General features: G+C 72.1%; 17 protein-coding genes. 8 read left to right on the plus strand and 9 right to left on the minus strand.

Annotated features, from left to right (window positions below):
* Positions 1-51 precede the first annotated feature (51 nt).
* Entirely contained in the window at positions 52-630 is a 579-nt protein-coding gene (locus DEI97_RS14140) for a TetR/AcrR family transcriptional regulator (protein WP_111074456.1), read from the minus strand.
* A 161-nt stretch (positions 631-791) separates the two neighbouring features.
* Between DEI97_RS14140 and DEI97_RS14145 the strand changes: the two genes are divergently transcribed.
* A complete protein-coding gene (locus DEI97_RS14145; protein WP_111074455.1) occupies positions 792-2,270 on the plus strand; it encodes an MFS transporter in 1,479 nt (492 codons plus the stop codon).
* Positions 2,271-2,766: 496 nt separating this feature from the next.
* Here DEI97_RS14145 and DEI97_RS14150 read toward each other — a convergent pair whose 3' ends face one another.
* Together DEI97_RS14150 and DEI97_RS14155 are read right to left on the minus strand one after the other, a co-directional pair.
* Positions 2,767-3,123, minus strand: coding sequence for a hypothetical protein (locus DEI97_RS14150; RefSeq protein WP_146248100.1), 357 nt, complete (start codon positions 3,121-3,123; stop codon positions 2,767-2,769).
* A 167-nt stretch (positions 3,124-3,290) separates the two neighbouring features.
* Entirely contained in the window at positions 3,291-4,049 is a 759-nt protein-coding gene (locus DEI97_RS14155) for a type 1 periplasmic-binding domain-containing protein (RefSeq protein WP_111074453.1), read from the minus strand.
* A 176-nt stretch (positions 4,050-4,225) separates the two neighbouring features.
* On the opposite strand from DEI97_RS14155, the gene DEI97_RS14160 reads away from it, so the two are divergent.
* Both DEI97_RS14160 and DEI97_RS14165 read left to right on the plus strand, forming a co-directional pair.
* A complete protein-coding gene (locus DEI97_RS14160; protein ID WP_258376669.1) occupies positions 4,226-5,461 on the plus strand; it encodes a HupE/UreJ family protein in 1,236 nt (411 codons plus the stop codon).
* 145 nt (positions 5,462-5,606) lie between these two features.
* On the plus strand, positions 5,607-7,739 hold the full coding sequence (locus DEI97_RS14165; protein WP_111074452.1) for an Ig-like domain repeat protein: 2,133 nt from the start codon (positions 5,607-5,609) through the stop codon (positions 7,737-7,739).
* A 79-nt stretch (positions 7,740-7,818) separates the two neighbouring features.
* Here DEI97_RS14165 and DEI97_RS14170 read toward each other — a convergent pair whose 3' ends face one another.
* Positions 7,819-8,694: a glycoside hydrolase family 16 protein gene (locus DEI97_RS14170; RefSeq protein ID WP_258376668.1), complete on the minus strand. Its 876-nt coding sequence runs from the start codon at positions 8,692-8,694 to the stop codon at positions 7,819-7,821.
* A 218-nt stretch (positions 8,695-8,912) separates the two neighbouring features.
* Positions 8,913-10,454: an MFS transporter gene (locus DEI97_RS14175; protein ID WP_220039188.1), complete on the minus strand. Its 1,542-nt coding sequence runs from the start codon at positions 10,452-10,454 to the stop codon at positions 8,913-8,915.
* Positions 10,455-10,739: 285 nt separating this feature from the next.
* Here DEI97_RS14175 and DEI97_RS14180 point away from each other — a divergent pair, with 285 nt between their 5' ends.
* On the plus strand, positions 10,740-11,468 hold the full coding sequence (locus DEI97_RS14180; RefSeq protein WP_111074450.1) for a hypothetical protein: 729 nt from the start codon (positions 10,740-10,742) through the stop codon (positions 11,466-11,468).
* Positions 11,469-11,555: 87 nt separating this feature from the next.
* Here the strand turns inward: DEI97_RS14180 and DEI97_RS14185 are convergent, their stop codons facing one another.
* Positions 11,556-12,077 (minus strand): GNAT family N-acetyltransferase, encoded by a 522-nt coding sequence (locus DEI97_RS14185; protein WP_111074449.1) that lies wholly within the window; start codon positions 12,075-12,077, stop codon positions 11,556-11,558.
* Positions 12,078-12,166: 89 nt separating this feature from the next.
* Between DEI97_RS14185 and DEI97_RS14190 the strand changes: the two genes are divergently transcribed.
* The 4 genes from DEI97_RS14190 (at position 12,167) to DEI97_RS14205 (ending at position 14,919) form a co-directional block, all read left to right on the plus strand.
* Positions 12,167-12,955 carry a LamB/YcsF family protein gene (locus DEI97_RS14190; protein ID WP_111074448.1) on the plus strand — a complete coding sequence of 263 codons (789 nt, stop codon included), beginning with the start codon at positions 12,167-12,169 and terminating at the stop codon, positions 12,953-12,955.
* Positions 12,952-13,599 (plus strand): 5-oxoprolinase subunit B family protein, encoded by a 648-nt coding sequence (locus tag DEI97_RS14195; RefSeq protein WP_111074447.1) that lies wholly within the window; start codon positions 12,952-12,954, stop codon positions 13,597-13,599. The genes DEI97_RS14190 and DEI97_RS14195 overlap by 4 nt, the downstream gene beginning before the upstream one ends.
* The gene (locus tag DEI97_RS14200) at positions 13,596-14,510 is read left to right on the plus strand and encodes a 5-oxoprolinase subunit C family protein (protein ID WP_111074446.1); all 915 of its coding nucleotides are present in this window, start codon (positions 13,596-13,598) and stop codon (positions 14,508-14,510) included. The genes DEI97_RS14195 and DEI97_RS14200 overlap by 4 nt, the downstream gene beginning before the upstream one ends.
* A gap of 103 nt (positions 14,511-14,613) precedes the next feature.
* Entirely contained in the window at positions 14,614-14,919 is a 306-nt protein-coding gene (locus DEI97_RS14205) for a putative quinol monooxygenase (protein WP_111074445.1), read from the plus strand.
* A gap of 13 nt (positions 14,920-14,932) precedes the next feature.
* Here the strand turns inward: DEI97_RS14205 and DEI97_RS14210 are convergent, their stop codons facing one another.
* The 3 genes from DEI97_RS14210 to DEI97_RS14220 are packed head-to-tail and all read right to left on the minus strand — an operon-like array spanning position 14,933 to position 17,758.
* Positions 14,933-16,006 carry a DUF2891 family protein gene (locus tag DEI97_RS14210; protein ID WP_258376667.1) on the minus strand — a complete coding sequence of 358 codons (1,074 nt, stop codon included), beginning with the start codon at positions 16,004-16,006 and terminating at the stop codon, positions 14,933-14,935.
* Entirely contained in the window at positions 15,993-17,063 is a 1,071-nt protein-coding gene (locus DEI97_RS14215) for a DUF979 domain-containing protein (protein ID WP_111074444.1), read from the minus strand. The genes DEI97_RS14210 and DEI97_RS14215 overlap by 14 nt, the downstream gene beginning before the upstream one ends.
* On the minus strand, positions 17,060-17,758 hold the full coding sequence (locus tag DEI97_RS14220) for a DUF969 domain-containing protein (RefSeq protein WP_111074443.1): 699 nt from the start codon (positions 17,756-17,758) through the stop codon (positions 17,060-17,062). The genes DEI97_RS14215 and DEI97_RS14220 overlap by 4 nt, the downstream gene beginning before the upstream one ends.
* Positions 17,759-17,791 lie beyond the last annotated feature (33 nt).

A 17,791-nucleotide genomic window follows, 5' to 3' on the forward strand; every position in this document is an offset into this window, starting at 1 on the left:
CTCCGTTCGTGGTCGACCACGTGGCCGCCCGTGCCGCCATCCAACGCCGGTTCAGCCCCGCCCGCCGCCGAGCAGCGCCCGCAGGGCGTCCTCGAGCGGCCGGGCCACCGCCTCGACGTCCGCGGAGGCCAGCGGCTCCACCTTCGTCGAGGTCCGCAGCATCGTCATGCCGAGCACCACAGAGAGGGCAATCTCGGCACGGACGAGCAGGTCGTCGTCGTCGTCGGACGAGCTGCCGGCACGGGCTGCACCGGCGAGCCGTTCGGCGTAGCCGCGGAGGGTCTCCCGCCGGATCCGGTCCACGGCCTCGTCCCCGGAGCCACGCAGCAGCAGGAGCAGCTGCATCGAGTCCTCGTCCGTCGGCGACCGGATGATGTGCCGGATGAGCCCGCCGAGCACCCGCTCGAGATCGGACCCCGACGGCGCGGCCTCCTGCTCGGGGGTCGCCCGGTCGAGACAGGCGCGGAACAGCCCCTCCTTCGACCCGAAGTACCGGTTGATGAGCGCCACGTTCACCCCGGCGTCGGCGGCGATGTCCCGCACCGTGGTGGCCCGGTAGCCGTCGAAGGCGAACCGATGCCGAGCGGCCTGCACGAGGGCCAGGCGGGTGGCAGCGGCGTCCTTGCTCATGGCCCGAGCGTAGCGGGCGCGGCCGGGCGCTCGACAGCGATGTAATCAGGTGTTGACATCGATAGGGGAACGCGTACCCTCATGAAGTCAGCAGTTGTTGACATCGACAGCGTCGTCGGTCCCCCACCCCGCACACACCCGATCCGACCAGACGGAGCACGATGTCCACCGCCACCGCGAGCCCCCGCACGGGCTCCACCCCCACCGCCGACCACGGCCGTCGTCCGAACAGCACCGCGATCATCGTCTACCTGTCCCTCGGTGGCCTGTCGTTCGCGGTCCTGCAGTCCCTCGTCGCCCCCGCACTCTCCACGATCGGCACGGACCTCGGCGCCTCGACCAGCGCCGCCAGCTGGGTCCTCACCGCCTACCTGCTCTCGGCATCGGTGCTCACCCCGATCCTCGGCCGCCTGGGTGACATGGTCGGCAAGCGCAAGGTGCTCATCGTGGTCCTCACGATCCTCCTGGCCGGCGCCGTCCTCGCCGCCCTCGCCCCGAACCTCGGCGTCCTCATCGTGGCGCGTGCCCTGCAGGGTGCCGCCGGCGCGGTGATGCCGCTGTCCATCGGCATCGTCCGCGACGAACTGCCGAAGGAGAAGGTGAGCGTCACCATCGGGCTGCTCTCCGCCATCTTCGGCATCGGCGCCGGCGTCGGCATCGTGGCCGCCGGCCCGATCGTCGAGCACCTGTCCTGGCACTGGCTGTTCTGGCTGCCCGCCGTCCTCGTCGTGATCGCCCTGCTCGGCGCCGTGTTCGGCATGCCCGAGTCGCCGGTCCGGAAGCCCGGCCGCCTGGACGTCGCCGGCACCGCGGTCCTCGCCGTGTCGCTCGTCGCGATCCTGCTCGCCGTCAGCGAGGGCCAGACCTGGGGCTGGGCTGACGTGAAGACCGTCGGCCTGCTCGTCATCGGCGCCGTCGCGCTCGTCGCGTTCGTGTTCGTCGAACTCCGCGTCGCCGAGCCCCTCATCGACGTGCGGCTCTTCGCCGTCCGCGGGGTCTGGACCGCCCACGTCGTCGCGCTCGTCTTCGGCTTCGCGATGTTCGGCACGTTCGTCCTCGTCCCGACGATCCTGCAGCTGCCCAGCGCGCTCGGCTACGGCTTCGGCAAGGACGTCACCCAGGCCGGCCTGTTCCTGCTGCCGACCGTCGTGATGATGGTCATCGCGGGCCCGATCGCCGGCATCCTGGTCCGCAAGGTCGGCCCGAAGCCGCCGATGCTCATCGGTGGGGTCGCGATCGTCGCCGCGTTCCTGATCCCGGCGATCTCGCACGCGTCGATCGTCGAGATCGTGGTGTCCGGCATCCTCACCGGCGTCGGGATCGGCATGGCACTGGCCGCCTGCTCGAACGCCATCATCGAGAGCGTCCCGGCGAACCAGACCGGCGAGGCGATCAGCGCGAACACCGTCGTGCGGACCATCGGGTCGAGCGTCGGGACCGCCGTGATCGCCGCGCTCATCACCTCCCACAGCACTCCGCAGGGCCTGCCCACCGACGACGCGTTCACCATCGGCTTCTGGGCCTGCACGGCGGTGGCCGTCCTCGCGGTGGTCGCGGCCCTCGCGGCACCGTCGATGCGAGCACGCCGTGCCGCCGCCCTGGCCGCGGGTGTCGACGACTTCGACGCGGTCACGCGCTGACCCGCTGAACGGGCCCGTCTCGCCGAGACGCCGCCGGATGCGGAGGACGCCGCCGAACTCGGCGGCGTCTCGCGGGCTCGCCGGCGTCCCGGACTGACGCCGGCGTCATCCGCCGGCGCAGCCGCACCGGACGGGAGGCCCGGATCAGGTGAGCAGACCGCTCACCGGATCCGGGCCTCCCGTCCGTCAGCGCGGTCACGCCCCTGGACACGGCCCCCGCGGCGCCGAGAGCCCGCGGGCCGCTCGGAACGCCGCCGGGATGCGCGGTGCCGTGCTGACCCGTGCGGACCCGTGCGGCCGTGCGGACCCGCTGAACGGGCCCGTCTCGCCGAGACGCCGCCGGATGCGTGGGACGCCGCCGAACTCGGCGGCGTCTCGCGGGCTCGGCGGCGTATCGGACTGACGCCGGCGTCTCGCGGGCCCGGCGGCGTCCCGCGGGCCCGGCGGCGTCCCGTACTGACGCCGGCGTCATCCGCCGACGCAGCCGCACCGGAACTCAGGCGCGGTGGTGGTCCCGACCGAAGAGGGACGTGAGCGTCGCGACGATCGCCATCCGGAGCCGGACCCCCGCGGGCGGCGCCGGCGGCAGGGTCCGGATCGGCGCCGTGAACGCCAGGTCGTGCAGGTTGTTGCGCTTCGACCCGTCCCAGTTCGCGAACAGGTACGGCGTGCCGAGCGCCATCAGGCTGCGGACCGGTGCCGGACGCGTGCCGGAGGCGGCGACCGCGTAACCGGAGTGGCCGGCCGTGATCGCCTGGATGACGGTGTCCGCGTCGGTGACACCGTTGGCGGTCACCACGGTGGTGATGCCCGTGCGGTCGCGGGCGACGAATTCGATGATGTGTTCAGTCACGAGGTACTCAGGGTCGCGAGTCTCCGTCTCGGCGTGGGTGAGACGCACGAGGCTTGGCCGGAACCGACGTTGCTTCCGTCGTCGAGGATACGTCGCACCTGGCGGGACGGCGCACGGACGATCCCGATTGCGTACCCGCGTCGGGCACCACCGACCGCCGGCACGAGTCAGGCGACCCAGACGACGATGCCGTTGTACCCGTTCAGCAAGGCGGCGACCCCGGCGCGGAGCGCCCGGCCGGCCCGCTCGTCGGTGAACGTCGACGGGTCGTGGTGGCTCGAGGTGCCGAGACCCTCTCCTCGGAAGCCCGCGCCGGTCCAGTCCGCCGCGGTGACGTTGGCGGTCGGCTCCGCGATCTCGGCACCGAGCACCAGGAACTGCTGGTGGAGCGCCGAGGGCGAGATCGCGGCGATCGGGTCGACCAGCTCGTCCCCGACGCTGATCACCAGGTCGGCGCGCTCGCCGATCGCGGCGGCGACCGAGGGCAACCGGTCGTCGGCGCTGTCGGCCACGATCGGGACGACGGTGACGTCCTCGGCTCGTGCCCACGAGTCGACGGCGTCCACGAGGGTCTCGGTCTGCGCGTTCGGCTTCCCCGGCGAGAGGAGCACGACGCGGTACCCGGACGGCGGCGCGACGTCGTCCCACGAGTGCGGCGCCGGGGTGACGGTGGCCTCGGGGGCGGGCGGGGAGTCCGGGTCGACGAACCCCGGGCCGAGCGCGCCCTTCCCCCGCACCGGGGTGGGGGCGTCCGTCGGGACGGCCGCGGTCGCGGACCCGGTCCGGAGGCCCGTGGCCTGCTCCGTGCCGCCGGTCCGGCTGGTCTGCTCCGCACCGCTCGAGCACCCCGTGACGAGGACCGAGCCGGCCGCCACCAGGGCGGCGGCGGCGAGGACGGTGGTGGCGCGGCGGGTCAGACGGATCACGAGACGCCATGCAAGCACAGCCCACGGCCGCGACGGTCCGGTGCGGCCCGCTGTCCAGAGCCCGTCCAGACGCTGGTCACCTGCTGTTCGCCTGCGCGTCGATCTCGGCCGCGATGGTCAGCCCGGTGATGCACCGAACCACCCGTCCCGCTCGCAGCGGGCTCTCCCTCCTCTCCTTGCCCGCCCTCCCCCGGATCGCCACCCGGCTCGTCGCCCTGCTGGTGCTCGTCGGCACCGTCGTCGTCAGCCTGCTGACGGGGGCGTCCGCGGCGAGCGCCCACGGCTTCAGCTCCGTCGTCTACGCGGACGTCAGCGGGAAGGGGACGGGCGTGGTGCAGGCCCGGCTGGGGCTGGAGTACGACCTGATGCTCGTGTCGGTGGGGACGAGCGAGCACGACGACCGGCTCTACCGGCAGGGCCAGGCGGCCTGGGACGACGGCGACTACCCGGGCATGGTGCGGGCTGCGGAAGCGCACCACGACTCCATCAGCAAGTACCTGTTCGACCGGTTCTCGGTGACCTCGGGCGGGAAGGAGTGCACCGGCACCCTGCAGGACTCCCTGCGGGTCGACGTGCAGGACGAGGTCCCCTACGCCGAGGTCGTCGCGGACTTCGCGTGCCCGGCGCCGGGGCGGACCGACCCCGGTCACGTGGTGGAGTCGCGGCTCTTCCCGGACAGCGAGACGTTCGTCAAGGACACGAAGACGATCGTCACCTACGACGTCGACGCGAAGCAGGGCACCGCGACGCTCGACGCGTCCCAGCCGACGTTCTCGACGGAGCAGTCGGCGGGGCAGCGGTTCTGGGAGTTCTTCACCCTGGGGGCGGAGCACCTGCTCACCGGGATCGACCACATCCTGTTCCTCATCGCGTTGATCGCCGGCTCCCGACGGCTGCGCGAGGTCGTGTACACGGCGTCGGCGTTCACGATCGCGCACTCGATCACGTTCATCCTGGCGGCGCTCGGGGTGGTCAGTCCGCCGTCGATCGTCGTCGAGCCGCTGATCGCCCTGTCCATCGCCGCGGTGGCCGGTTGGTACCTCTGGCGGCTGGCGACCCGGCGGTCGCGGGCGGACGAGCTGGTGCTGACCGCCCAGGGGCGGTTCGCGCTGGACCGGTCGGGGTGGTCGCGTCTGGCGGTGGTGTTCGCGTTCGGGCTCATCCACGGGCTCGGGTTCGCCGGGGCCCTCGGCATCCACGAGGCGTTCTCGTGGCAGCTGCTCGTGTCGCTGCTCATCTTCAACGTCGGCATCGAGGCCGTGCAGCTGGCGATCATCGTGATCGTGTTCCCGCCGCTGTCCCTGCTCCGCCGGAAGGCCCACCGGGCGTCGCTGTGGGTGACCGGCGTCGTCACGGCCGGGGTGTTCGTGATGGGGATGATCTGGTTCGTCCAGCGTCTGGTCGAGGGCTGACAGGCGCGTTCCTGTCCGCTGAGCGGCGGTTCCCGTAGCGCCTGATGGCTCCAAACCGTATGGACACACAGCGTTTACTCACGATCTACCAGGGCAATGCAGAGTCTGTCTGCTGCACCACCCCTCTCACTGAGAACGGAACCACATGAGTCTCCTGTCCGGCGCCCCCTCCCGGCGCAGAACCACCACCCTCCGCCTCGGCGGGGCCGTCATCGGCGCCGCCCTCATCGCCGGCGCCTGCCTGGTCGGCACCGGCTCCGCGAACGCGGCGACCGCCACCCCGACGACGAACATCTCGGCCGGTGGCCCGATCCACATCCTGCTCGGCGTCGGCGCGACCGAGAGCCAGCGCATCGCCTCGTGGTACTTCCCCGCCAACGTCGACCAGTCGGTCGAGATCCAGAAGACCGACTCGATGACCGGCGGCGTCTTCACCGACGCGAAGAAGACCATCGCTGCGACGAAGAGCGCCAACACCGCTGCCGACTCCAGCACCGTCGACAGCAGCACCAAGGCGATCCCGGGCATCACGAACGAGGCCGGCTACGTCAACGCACACGCCGTCATCGACGGCCTCGAGCCGAACACCACGTACACGTACCACGTGGGTGCCGCGGACGGTTCGGCCTGGTCGACGTCGTACACCTTCACCACGAAGAGCTTCAGCGGCGACTTCGACTTCCTGTTCTTCGGTGACCCGCAGATCGGGTCGTCGGGCTTCGTCGACGACGACGGTGCCGGCTGGGCCGACACCCTGAAGTACGCCACCACGAAGGAGAAGGACGCCGAACTCCTGGTCTCCGGTGGCGACCAGGTCGAGAACGCCAACAACGAGTACCAGTGGGGTGCGTTCGCCGACAGCAGCGACGTCCTGAAGCGTTACCCGTGGGCCTCCACCATCGGCAACCACGACGTCGGCGGCAAGTCGTACGAGCAGCACAACCAGCTGCCGAACTCACTCAAGGTGCCGGACTTCTACCCGGGTGGCAACACCACCACGAACTCGGGTGGCGACTACTGGTACATGTACAAGGGCGTCCTGTTCATCGACATCAACTCGAACGCCTACTCGGGTGGTTCGGACGCAGCGCACGTCAACTACGTGCGTGACGTGATCACCCGCCACGGCGACGACGCGAAGTGGACCGCGCTGGTCTACCACCACTCGATCTACTCGCCGGCCGACCACGCGAACGACAAGGACAACCAGCAGCGCCGGTTCGACTTCACCCGCGCGTTCTCGGACATGGGCGTCGACCTCGTCCTGCAGGGTCACGACCACTCGTACTCGCGCAGCTACGCGATCAAGAACGGCAAGAAGGCCAACCCGGCCGAGCAGCCGGGCGCCGACGAGGTCTTCGCCGGCCCCGGTGGCGTCATCTACCTGACCGCCAACACCGCGTCGGGCTCGAAGTACTACGACCTGACCACGCCGGACGCGACGCAGGGCGGCTACGGAGCCGACCCGCTCGACCCGACCGGTCAGCGCCACTTCGCCAACTCGGTGGAGAACCAGGAGCACGTCCGCACCTACGTCAAGGTCGGCGTCTCGAACGACAACCTCGCCGTCACCACCGTCCGCGCCGGTGACTGCACCACGCTGAACTCGGCCGTCCAGCACGGCAAGGTCGACAGCTGCGGTGTCACCCTCAAGCCGACGGCCTCGGCCGACCCGGCGCCGATCGGCTCGACGGTCGACAAGTTCACCCTCGACGCCGCGCTGCCGGCGACCACCACCACGCTGACCGCCTCGGCGGCCAAGCAGGTCTACAACACCGCCAAGCCCGTCACGATCACCGCCACCATCGGCGGCGGCGTCGGCGACAAGAGCGGCACCGTCACCTTCTCGGAGGCGGGCAAGCAGATCGGCACCGCTCCGGTGGCGAAGAGCACGGCGACGTTCACCCTGCCGAAGGGCCTGAAGGTCGGCAAGCACAGCATCACGGCGACGTTCACGAGCGACTCGGCCTACTCCGGCACGAACTCGAAGACCACCCGTGCGGTCGTCGTCACGGTCGACAAGGCATCGTCCACGTCGACCATCACCTACTCCGCCCCGAAGGCCGTCGTGCGGGTCACCTCACGCGGCATCGTGGTGAACGGTGAGGCGAAGATCTACGACGGCAAGAAGCACATCAAGACGATCAAGATCGAGCGCAACACCGCCAACACGCGGTTCACGCTCAAGAAGGGGACGCACCAGCTGAAGGTCGTCTTCAGCGGCAACTCCATCATCGCCGGCAGCACCAGCCAGACCCTCACGGTCCGGGTGCGCTGACCAACAGCGGACGAGTGTGGGCCCCGCGGCTTCGGCCGCGGGGCCCACATCCGTTCCGGGGTCAGGCGTTCTGCAAGGGTCAGGCGTTCTGCCAGACCCGCAGCCAGTCCACGGTCATCTGCTGGGGGAACTGCGTCGACGAGTCCGGGGAGCCCGGCCATCCCCCACCGACCGCCACGTTCAGGACCACGAAGAACGGCTTGTCGAACACCCACCGGTCGCCGCCCAGGTCGGCCGGCGCGACGGTCCGGTAGGTCGCACCGTCGACCGTCCAGCTGATCGACCCCGGCCGCCAGTCCACCCCGTACACGTGGAAGTCGTCGGCGAAGGCACCGCTCGGCAGGGTCGCGGTCCCGCTGATGCCCTCCGCGCCCGAGTACCCGGGGCCGTGGACGGTGCCGTGCACGGCGGCGGGCTCACGGCCGATGTTCTCCATCACGTCGATCTCGCCGCACGCCGGCCACCCGACCTGCGGCAGGTCCGCGCCGAGCATCCAGAAGGCCGGCCAGATCCCCTGTCCGCGCGGGATCCGGATGCGGGCCTCGATCCGGCCGTACCGGGCGGAGTAGGTGCCCTGCGAGGTGAGCCGCGCCGACGTGTACGACCCGTCGGCTTCGCGCCGCGCGGTGATGACGAGGTTCCCGTCGCCGTCGAGGGCCGAGTTCCGCCGCGAGTCCGTGTAGACCTCGAGCTCACCGTTGCCCCAACCGCCACCGCCCAGCTCGTACCGCCAGATGTCGGGGTTCGGGGCGCTGCCGGCCGGGCCGTCGAACTCGTCGGCCGCCAGGAGCGTGGGGCCGGTCGCCGCGTGTGCCGCCTCGGGACGGAGGCCCGCCACGCCCGCTGCTCCGAGGGCAGCCGCGGCGCCGAGTCCGAGCGTCAGCAGGCGACGACGATCGATCCCGACGGCCCCGTCGTCCGGGTGGTCGGTCTGCTGCTGGTCGTCGTGCTGCACGGTTCCTCCATCGGGTGCGGTCACTCCGCACGGAGGGTCAAGGCTCACCCGCGCGCGGCTCGGCCGCCAGCCCCCGTCCGGGCGGACCGCCTCGAGCGGCCAGGACGGGTGGCCGGAGCGAGCGGTCGGACCGCACCGGAGACGGACGGGAGGCCCGTGGCGGGTCCGCCACGTGCCTCCCGTCCGTCAGCCGCTCACCACCGCGACCGGCGGTCCGGTCAGGCGTGCCCTGCCGACGCCTCGACGGTCTCCTCGAGCACCTCGGCCGGCGCGTGCGTGGTCCGGGTGCGGACGAAGACGGCGGCGAGGACGGCGACGACGATCGCGACGACCCCGGCCACGACGAACGCGGTGTGCAGGCCGCCGAGGAAGGCGTCCCGGGCGGCAGCCGACGCCGCTGCGCCGAGCCCCTCCGGCACGATCCCCTGCACCAGACCCTGCCGCGCGGCCGTGGCGACCCCGAGGCCCGCCGTGCCGGAGAGCACCCCGGCGCTGACGACCGCGGAGAGCACCGACGTGCCGAGCGCGCCGCCGAGCTGCAGGGCCGTGGCCTGGAACCCACCGGCGACACCCGCGAGCTGGACCGGGGCACCGCCGACGACGGCCTCCGCCCCGGCGGTCATCGTGAAGCCCGCGCCCAGGGCGAAGACGACGAACGGGATCGCCATGCCGATGTAGGGCGAGTCCTGGGTGGTGCCGGTGAGCAGGAACAGGGCGACGCCGACCATGAGCAGGCCGATGGTCAGGGTGCGGCGGATGCCGAGCTTGGCGACCAGGGCGGCCCCGATCGGCGACGCGATGATCGAGACGCCGCTCAGCGGCAGCTGCATGAGCCCCGCCTGCAGCCCCGTGACCCCGCGGAGGTTGAGCATGTAGAGGGAGAGGAAGAACGTCACACCGAGCATCGCGAAGAAGTTCGCCCCGACGGCCAGCCCACCGATCGACAGCGACGACGACCGGAAGAGCGACATCGGCAGCAGCGGGTCGGTGACGCGCAGTTCGACGAGGACGAACACCACGAGCAGCGCGACCCCGGCGAGCAGGACGCCGAGGGTCAGCGGGCTCGTCCAGCCCCACGACTCGGACTGCACGACGGCGAGCACGATGCCGAACAGGCCGAGGGCGAGCAGCACCACGCCGGGGACGTCGAAGCGTCCGCGGTGCGGGGCGGTGGACTCAGCCAGGACCAGGCCGCCGAAGACCAGGCCGATGACGGCGATCGGGGCGTTCACGAAGAACACGGACTCCCAGCCGAGCGACGCGACGAGGACGCCGGCGACGATCGGTCCGGCGGCGATCGCGACCGAGGACGCACCACCCCAGACCCCGACGGCGACACCGAACTTCTCCTTCGGGAAGGTCGCACGGAGCAGCGCCAGGGTCTGCGGCATGAGCAGTGCGGCGCTGAGGCCCTGCACGGCGCGGAACACGATCACGCCGGTCGCGGTGCCGACCAGGCCGATGGCGACCGAGGACAGCGCGAACGCGACGACCCCGATGAGGTACATCCGGCGGCGGCCGAAGCGGTCCCCGAGCTTGCCGCCGAGGATCAGGAAGACGGCCAGGGCCAGCAGGTACGCGTTGGTGATCCACTGCAGCTGCGTGAAGGTGGTGCCGAGGTCGGCGGCGATCGCGGGGTTCGCGATCGAGACCACGGTGGCGTCGAGGCCGACCATGAACAGGCCGAAGCACACGGCGACGAGGGTGGCGATCGGGTTGCCGCGCAGGGTGCGGCGGGATCCGGGCATGGCTGTGGCCACGGGGAGCTCCTTCGGACGACACGGATCGTGCTCCGACGGACAGGGCCGTACGGCGAGGGGCACGAGGGGTGCGAACCGAAGGACGCGGGGGTGGCACCGACTCGAGCGGTACACGAGCCGTCCGTCGACCTCACGCGACGGGCAGCCCCCTTGGTTCTGAAACCATAACGATACCAGATGCGCGGCCGGGATCGGGGCCGAGGTGCGCACACTGCCGTCCGACTCGGTCGCCGGGTAGCGTCGACGCGGACGGCCGAGGGGGCCGTCAACACGAGGGGGAACACGATGCGCACCACCACCATGTCCGTCGCCGCGGCCGCGGTCGTCCTGGCACTGACCCTGGCGGGCTGCTCCGGCGGGGACGACTCCGTCAGCGACGCGGGGACGCGGACGTCGGCACCCGTCACGAGCGCCCCCGCCGCGAGCGCGACGCCCACCGCGTCCGCACCGTCGGGCACCAGCGCCGCCGCGGCGCACACCGACGCCGAGCTGACGAGCGTCTTCCAGCGCATCCAGTTCAAGCCCGCCGAGTTCAGCTCGACGGACGCGATGCTCGACTCCGTCTACCCGGGGCTGACGGTGTCCGACGCCAGGTGCCTCGCCCCGTTCGGAGTCGGCTGGGAGAAGTCCGACGACGCCGGCACCGTGGTGTTCGGTACGAGCAACGACCGGTCGATGACCGCCGTGGTCGCCAGCACCGGTGACACCGCTGCGGCGACGGACCTGGTCGGGGACGCCCGTGACGCGCTGAGCCGGTGCGCTGACGGCGCGGCACTGTTCTCGATGCAGGGCACGCCGGTCGAGACCACGGTCGAGACGACGAAGCCGACCCTCACCGGTACGGATGACGCGCTCGGCTGGCGGGTGCGCGGCACGGTCGGTGGGAACGTGTTCACGCTCGTCGGGCTCACCGCGCGGGTCGGCGGCGACGTCGTCGCGCTGGTCGGGTGGGACCCGGCGTCGAACACCACGAACGTGCCGCTCGCGACGCAGATGTTCGTCGACGCGCTCTAGTCGGTTCGACGCGCTGGCTCGCCGGACGGGAGGCGCGTGGCTGCCTGGCCACGGGCCTCCCGTCCCGCAGGCGGCCCGCTCCGGCGCTCAGGCCGGCGTCGCCCCGTCGAGCTGCTCGACCATCTCGATCTCGGACCGCGTCGGGTCGAGCGCGTAGGGCTCGGTGTGGCCGGTGCGGACGAAGCCGCGGCGCTCGTAGAAGGCCAGGGCGCGGGCGTTGTCCTCGTGGACGTGCAGCCGCAGGGTCGTCCCGTGTCCGGCCGCCCAGCGTTCCACGGCGTCCAGGAGCGCGTCGGCCACGCCCGCACCCCGACCGCGGTGCCCCGGCGCGACGTACACGCCGACCAGCAGCGGGCCGGTCGCCGCGTCGGGCACGTAGCCGTTCATCATCCCGACCCACTCGCCCGCGGCGTCGATCGCCACGAGCGAGGTGCTGCCCGGGGTCTGGCCACGACGACCGCGGGAGCGCCACTCGGCCTCGTCGTACCGCTCGGCGTCCGCGCGGTGCTCGCCGTAGGCGATGGGGGTGTCCTCGAGCATCGCCAGGCGGAGGGCACGGACCCGCCGCCAGTCACCCTCGGTCGTGGTCCGGATCGTCAGCTCGTCCATCTCCCGACCCTACGGCCGAACGGGACCCGGACGGTGACACGGTCGGCGACGCGCGCTAAGTTGTTGAACAATCCCGACAGGAGGTCCGCATGCCCACGATCGACCTGAACAGCGACCTCGGCGAGGGCTTCGGCGCCTGGACCGCGGGCGACGACCGCGCCGTGCTCGACCTGGTGTCCAGCGCGAACATCGCGTGCGGGGCCCATGCCGGCGACCCGACGATCATGCTCGACACCTGTCGGGCCGCGGCCGAGCGGGGTGTCGCGATCGGGGCGCACGTCGCCTACCGCGACCTCGCCGGCTTCGGCCGCCGACCCGTGCACATGACCACGGACGAGCTGTACGCCGACGTCGTCCACCAGATCGGTGCCCTGGCCGCCGCCGCACACGTCGCCGGCACCCGGGTCACCTACGTCAAGCCGCACGGCGCCCTCTACAACACGGCCTGCGCCGACCCGGTACCGGCGGAGGCCGTCGTCCGTGCGGTGGCGGACGTCGACCCGTCGCTGGCGGTCCTGGCGCTGCCCGGGTCGGAGCTGCTCCTCGCGGCAGAGCGGCACGGGCTCCGAGCGGTGAGCGAGTCCTTCGCGGACCGCGCGTACGAGCGCGACGGCTCCCTGGTGTCGCGCAGCCGCCCGGGCTCGGTGCTGCACGACCCGGACGAGGTGGCGGCCCGGGTGCTCCGGATGGTGACCGAGGGCGTCGCCACCTCGGTCGACGGCACCGACATCAGCGTCCGCGCCGACTCGGTCTGTGTGCACGGCGACTCCCCCGACGCGGTCGCGATGGCCCGGGCGATCCGTGCGCTGCTGACCGAGCAGGGCATCGGCATCACGGCGTTCGCACCGGCGTCGTCAACGTCGTCGTCGTCGGCATGAGCCTGGACCTCCGCTCCGCCGGCACCTCGGCGGTGCTGGCGACGTTCGACTCCCTCGCCGAGGTCGTGGCGTTCCGCGCCGGACTGGCGGAACCCGGACTGGCCGACGCCGCTCCGCCGGGCGTGACCGAGGTCGTCTCCGGCGCTCGGACGCTGCTGTTCCGGTTCGATCCCGACGTGACCGACGCCGGACGGGTCCGCTCCCTGCTGACCGAGGTCCGGCCCTCCCGTCCGGCCGACGACCGCCACGAGCGGGAACCCGTCGTCGTCCCGGTCACCTACGACGGCGCGGACCTCGACGCCGTCGGCGACCTGACCGGCATGTCCCGCGAGGACCTCGTCGCCTGGCACACCGGCCAGGTGTGGACGAGCGCGTTCTGCGGCTTCGCCCCCGGCTTCAGCTACCTGACCGGCACGGCGCCGTCGCTCGACCTGCCCCGCCGCGACACCGCACGCACCGCGGTCCCGAGCGGCGCCGTCGCCCTGGCCGGCGAGTTCAGCGCCGTGTACCCGCGGACCTCCCCCGGCGGCTGGCAGCTCATCGGCCGGACCGAGGTGCCGATGTGGTCGCTCGACCGCACGCCGCCGGCCCTCGCCCCGGCCGGTGTCCGCCTGCGCTTCGTCGATGCCGGAGCGCGCTCGTGAGCACCTTGACCGTCGTGCAGGTCGGGTACGGCGTGACGACGCAGGACCTCGGCCGGCCCGGCCTCAGCGACATGGGGCTCGGTGCCGCGGGAGCTGCCGATCGGGGCTCGGCAGCACTGGCGAACCGGATGGTCGGCAACCGTCCGGACGCGGCCGTCCTGGAGGCCCTGCTCGGCTCCGTCACGCTCCGCACCGACGCGTACACGGTCGCCGCCGTCACCGGTGCACCGTGCCCGGTGACGATCGAACGGGCGGACGGGCGGGCGCACGGGGCGGCCGCCTACGAGGTACTGCTGCTCGAGCCGGGTGACACCCTCCGCGTCGGGCTGGCCGAGGAGCGGCTGCGTGCCTACGTCGCTGTCCGCGGGGGCGTCGGCGTCGACCCGGTGCTCGGCAGTCGGTCGTGGGACTCGCTCGCGCAGCTCGGTCCCGCGCCGCTGACCGTCGGGGACGTGCTGCCGGTCGGCGCCGGGCCCGGCCAGGGCGCCGGCGCTGAGGTCATGGTCGGGGCCTGGCCGGTCGTCGATGCCGTGCCACCGCCGCTGCTGCCGTGGCCCGGGGACCCGGTGGTGCTCGACGTGGTGCCCGGCCCCCGTGACGACTGGTTCACCCCGGACTGGCGGACGACCCTGACCGGCCAGGACTTCCACGTCAGCCCGGACAGCGACCGGGTCGGGGTCCGCACCACCGCGGCCGCTCCGTTGGTCCGAGCGGTCACCCACGAGCTCCCCAGCGAGGGCGTCGAGACCGGGTCGCTGCAGGTGCCGCCGGCCGGGTTCCCGGTGCTGTTCCTGGCGGACCACCCGGTCACCGGCGGCTACCCGGTCGTGGCCGTCCTGACGCCGGAGTCGGTCGACCGTGCCGCCCAGCTGCGCCCGGGTGACACGCTGCGCTTCCGCACCGCCCGCTGAACGCTGGCCGCTGGACACGGAGCCGGAACAACGACCCCTCGCCCGTGGTTGGCGTCACCGGGCACCGTCAGCGGACGGGGTCCGACGACGAAAGGTGCACACCATGACGATGACCGTCTTCCTCGAGGTCCAGATCCGTGACGACGTCGCAGCCGACACGGTCGAGGCCGCGATCCGCGAGACCCTGGCCCAGACCACAGCCCGGCAGGGCAACGAGTCGCTCGAGGTCCTGGTCGACGACGATGACCCGACGCGCATGGTCGTGCTCGAGCGCTGGACCACCGCCGAGGACCACGACGCCTACGTCGCCTGGCGCGCCACCCCCGAGGGTGCCGCGGAAGCGCTCGGCGCGGTCCTCGCCGCCCCGCCCGTCACGAAGACCTTCGGCCGCACGATCTCCCTGGCCTAGCCCCCGCGGAAGGTCAGCCGGCGGCGTGCTCGCGCGCCTCCATGGCGTCCCAGGCGAAGCTCGCCAGCCAGTGGGTGGAGTAGTACTCCTCGCCGACACTCGCCGCGAGCCCCGAGGCGAGCAGTCGGTCAGCCGCGCCGTCGAGCAGGTCCGCCAGCGCGGTGTCCTCGGCGTCCGCAGCACGCAGGGCGTCCGCGATGCGCCGTGCGGAACCGGCCCGCGACAGGTCGAGCCCGAAGAGGTGCACCTGCTGCGGGTCGTTCTCGTCGCGGACCGTCGTCGGGGTCAGGATCGTGTCCCCGGCGGCGACCTCGGCGAAGAACGCCCGCGCCCAGGGGCCGAACTCGGCCGCGGGCAGCACGGCGCGCATCAGGTCGGCCTCGGCGAGCCCGGCGGACAGGAAGTCGTGCCCGCTGCGCTCCCATGTGAAGGGCCATCCGGCGTCGTCGCCGAACCACGACCGCGCAGCCCGTCCGACCGTGGCGACGAGGTCGGACCGCCCGAGTGACCGGGCCCCCTCGAGCACGAGCAGCAGTCCGAACGCAGAGTTCGAGTGCACCCCGTGCCGGACCGGGTGCGCGGCGCCGTCGACCCAGCGGGTGACGAGGTCCTCGAGCACGGTGACGACCGGGGTGAAGCCCGGTGCGAGTGCGCGGATCGCCTGGACCTCGGACGCGGACACCTCGGCGGCGAGACGCATCAGCCACGCCCATCCGTACGGGCGCTCGTAGTGCGGGGTCTCGCGGAGGTACGCCGCCTCGGTGGCCAGGTGCTCCGTCGACAGGTGGGCCTGCAGGACCGAGGTGATCCGTGCCTCCAGGTCGGCCGGCACCCCGAACGCCAGCAGGCGGGTGGCGAGCCAGTGCATGTGCACCGACGAGTGCCAGTCGTAGGACGTGGCGAAGGCGGGGTGCAACTCGACCGGCAGTGCGCGGTCGTCCGGACCCGAGGTGGTGTGGTGCGCGGCGTACGGGTACTCGCGCGTGACGTTGTCGAGCGCGACGGCCGCGAAGCCCTGCGCCCAGGCAGCACGTTCCAGGTCCGGCGCGGACGGCGACCCGACGGGGGCGGGCTCAGAATGCGACAAGGTACATCACTCCCATGTTGACGACGAGCAGGATCCCGGCGGTCGGGAGCTGCGCCTTGATCGGCCCGTACTTGTCCCGCATCTCGAGCAGGGCGGCGGGCACGAGGTTGAAGTTCGCGGCCATCGGGGTGACCAGGGTGCCGCAGAAGCCGGCGAGCATGCCGATCGCGAAGATCGCGGCCGGGTTGCCGTCGAAGCCCTGCACGAGCACCGGCCAGCCGATCGCCGCGGTCATGATCGGGAACGCAGCGAACGCGTTGCCCATGATCGCCGTGAACAGCGCCATGCCGAGGCAGTAGACGACGACCGCTGCGAGCAGTGAGCCGTCGGGCAGCACCGCCTTGATGATCGTGCCGACGGCATCGCCGACCCCGGCCTGGGTGAAGACGATGCCGAGCGTGGAGAGCATCTGCGGCAGGAGTGCTGCCCAGCCGATCGCCTGCAGCAGGCGTGCACCCTCGCGCACGGGGGTGTCGAGGCGCGGCGGGCGGAGCACGAGGACGGCGACGACGACGGCGAGCACCGACCCGATGCCGAGCCCGGTCAGGGTCGCGCTGCCCTCGGCGAGCAGCGGCTCCCCACCGATCCGGACGAGCGGACCGAGGGTCGCGACGAGCACCGCGACGACGGGGATGACGAGCGCCGGGATGAACAGCCGGTTGCCGAACCGCTGCGCGAAGCCGGCGCGCTCGTCGGGGCTGGTCGTCGCGAGGACACTCGTGCTGGAGCTCGGACGGGTGGTCACCGCGGTCGGTTCAGCCGGCCCGGTCGCCGATCCGACCCCCGCGCCCGGGACGTTCGCGACCCGGGTGCGGCTCGTGGTGCCCGTGAAGCCGAGCCCGGCGAGCGCCACCATCACCAGGACGGCGATCCCGAGCGCCCAGGCGGGGAGCACGCCGGACACGACGAAGGTGCCGGCGAAGAAGGAGAGCCCGAGGATGCCCCAGAACGCCGCGTTGCCGACGCGCTTGGCGTGGGTGCGGTCGGTGAGGATGAACACGGAGACGGCGATGAAGAACGCGCCGATGAGCCAGTACAGCCACTCGCTGGTGATCACGCTGCGACCCCCTCGGTCTGGCGGACGTCGGCCGCCATCTTGTCGAGCTTGCGGTCGAGCAGCAGCAGCCGGGTGCCGTGCACGAGCAGGGCGGCGATGCCGGTGGGGATCGCCCACAGTGCCAGGTCGATCGGTTCGAGCGTCAGCTTGTAGGCCTCGTCCACGAAGGACGTGATGAGCAGGATCGACCCGACGGCGACGAAGACGTCCTCGCCGAAGAACACCCCGACGGTGTCGGACGACGCCGAGAAGCCCTTGATCTTCTCGCGCATCCGTTCGTCGATGCGGCCGTACTTCTTCGTCGCAGCGCCTTCGGCCATCGGGTGCACGAGCGGACGGACCGTCTGCGCGGGACCGCCGATGCTGGTGAGACCGACGGCTGCGGTGACCTGCCGCACCACCAGGTACCCGGCGAGGATGCGGCCCGTCGTGAGCCGGTCGAGCTTCGCGATGAGGCGCTTCGCCTGGTCCTGCAGGCCGTGGCGCTCGATGAGCCCGATGACCGGCAGCACGAGCGCGAAGGTCGTGACGCTGCGGCTGGACGCGAAGCCGCTGCCGAACGCGGTGAGGATGCCGACGGGGTCGATCCCGCCGATGGCCGCGGTGACGATGCCCGCGACGGTGACGACGAGCAGCGCGTTGACGCGCAACGCGAACCCGATGATCACGACGGCGACGCCGATGAGGACGAACATGCGGGACAGTCTGGCCCGCATTGTTCAACAATC

The sequence above is a fragment of the Curtobacterium sp. MCLR17_032 genome (genome assembly GCF_003234795.2).
Classification (GTDB): Bacteria; Actinomycetota; Actinomycetes; order Actinomycetales; family Microbacteriaceae; genus Curtobacterium.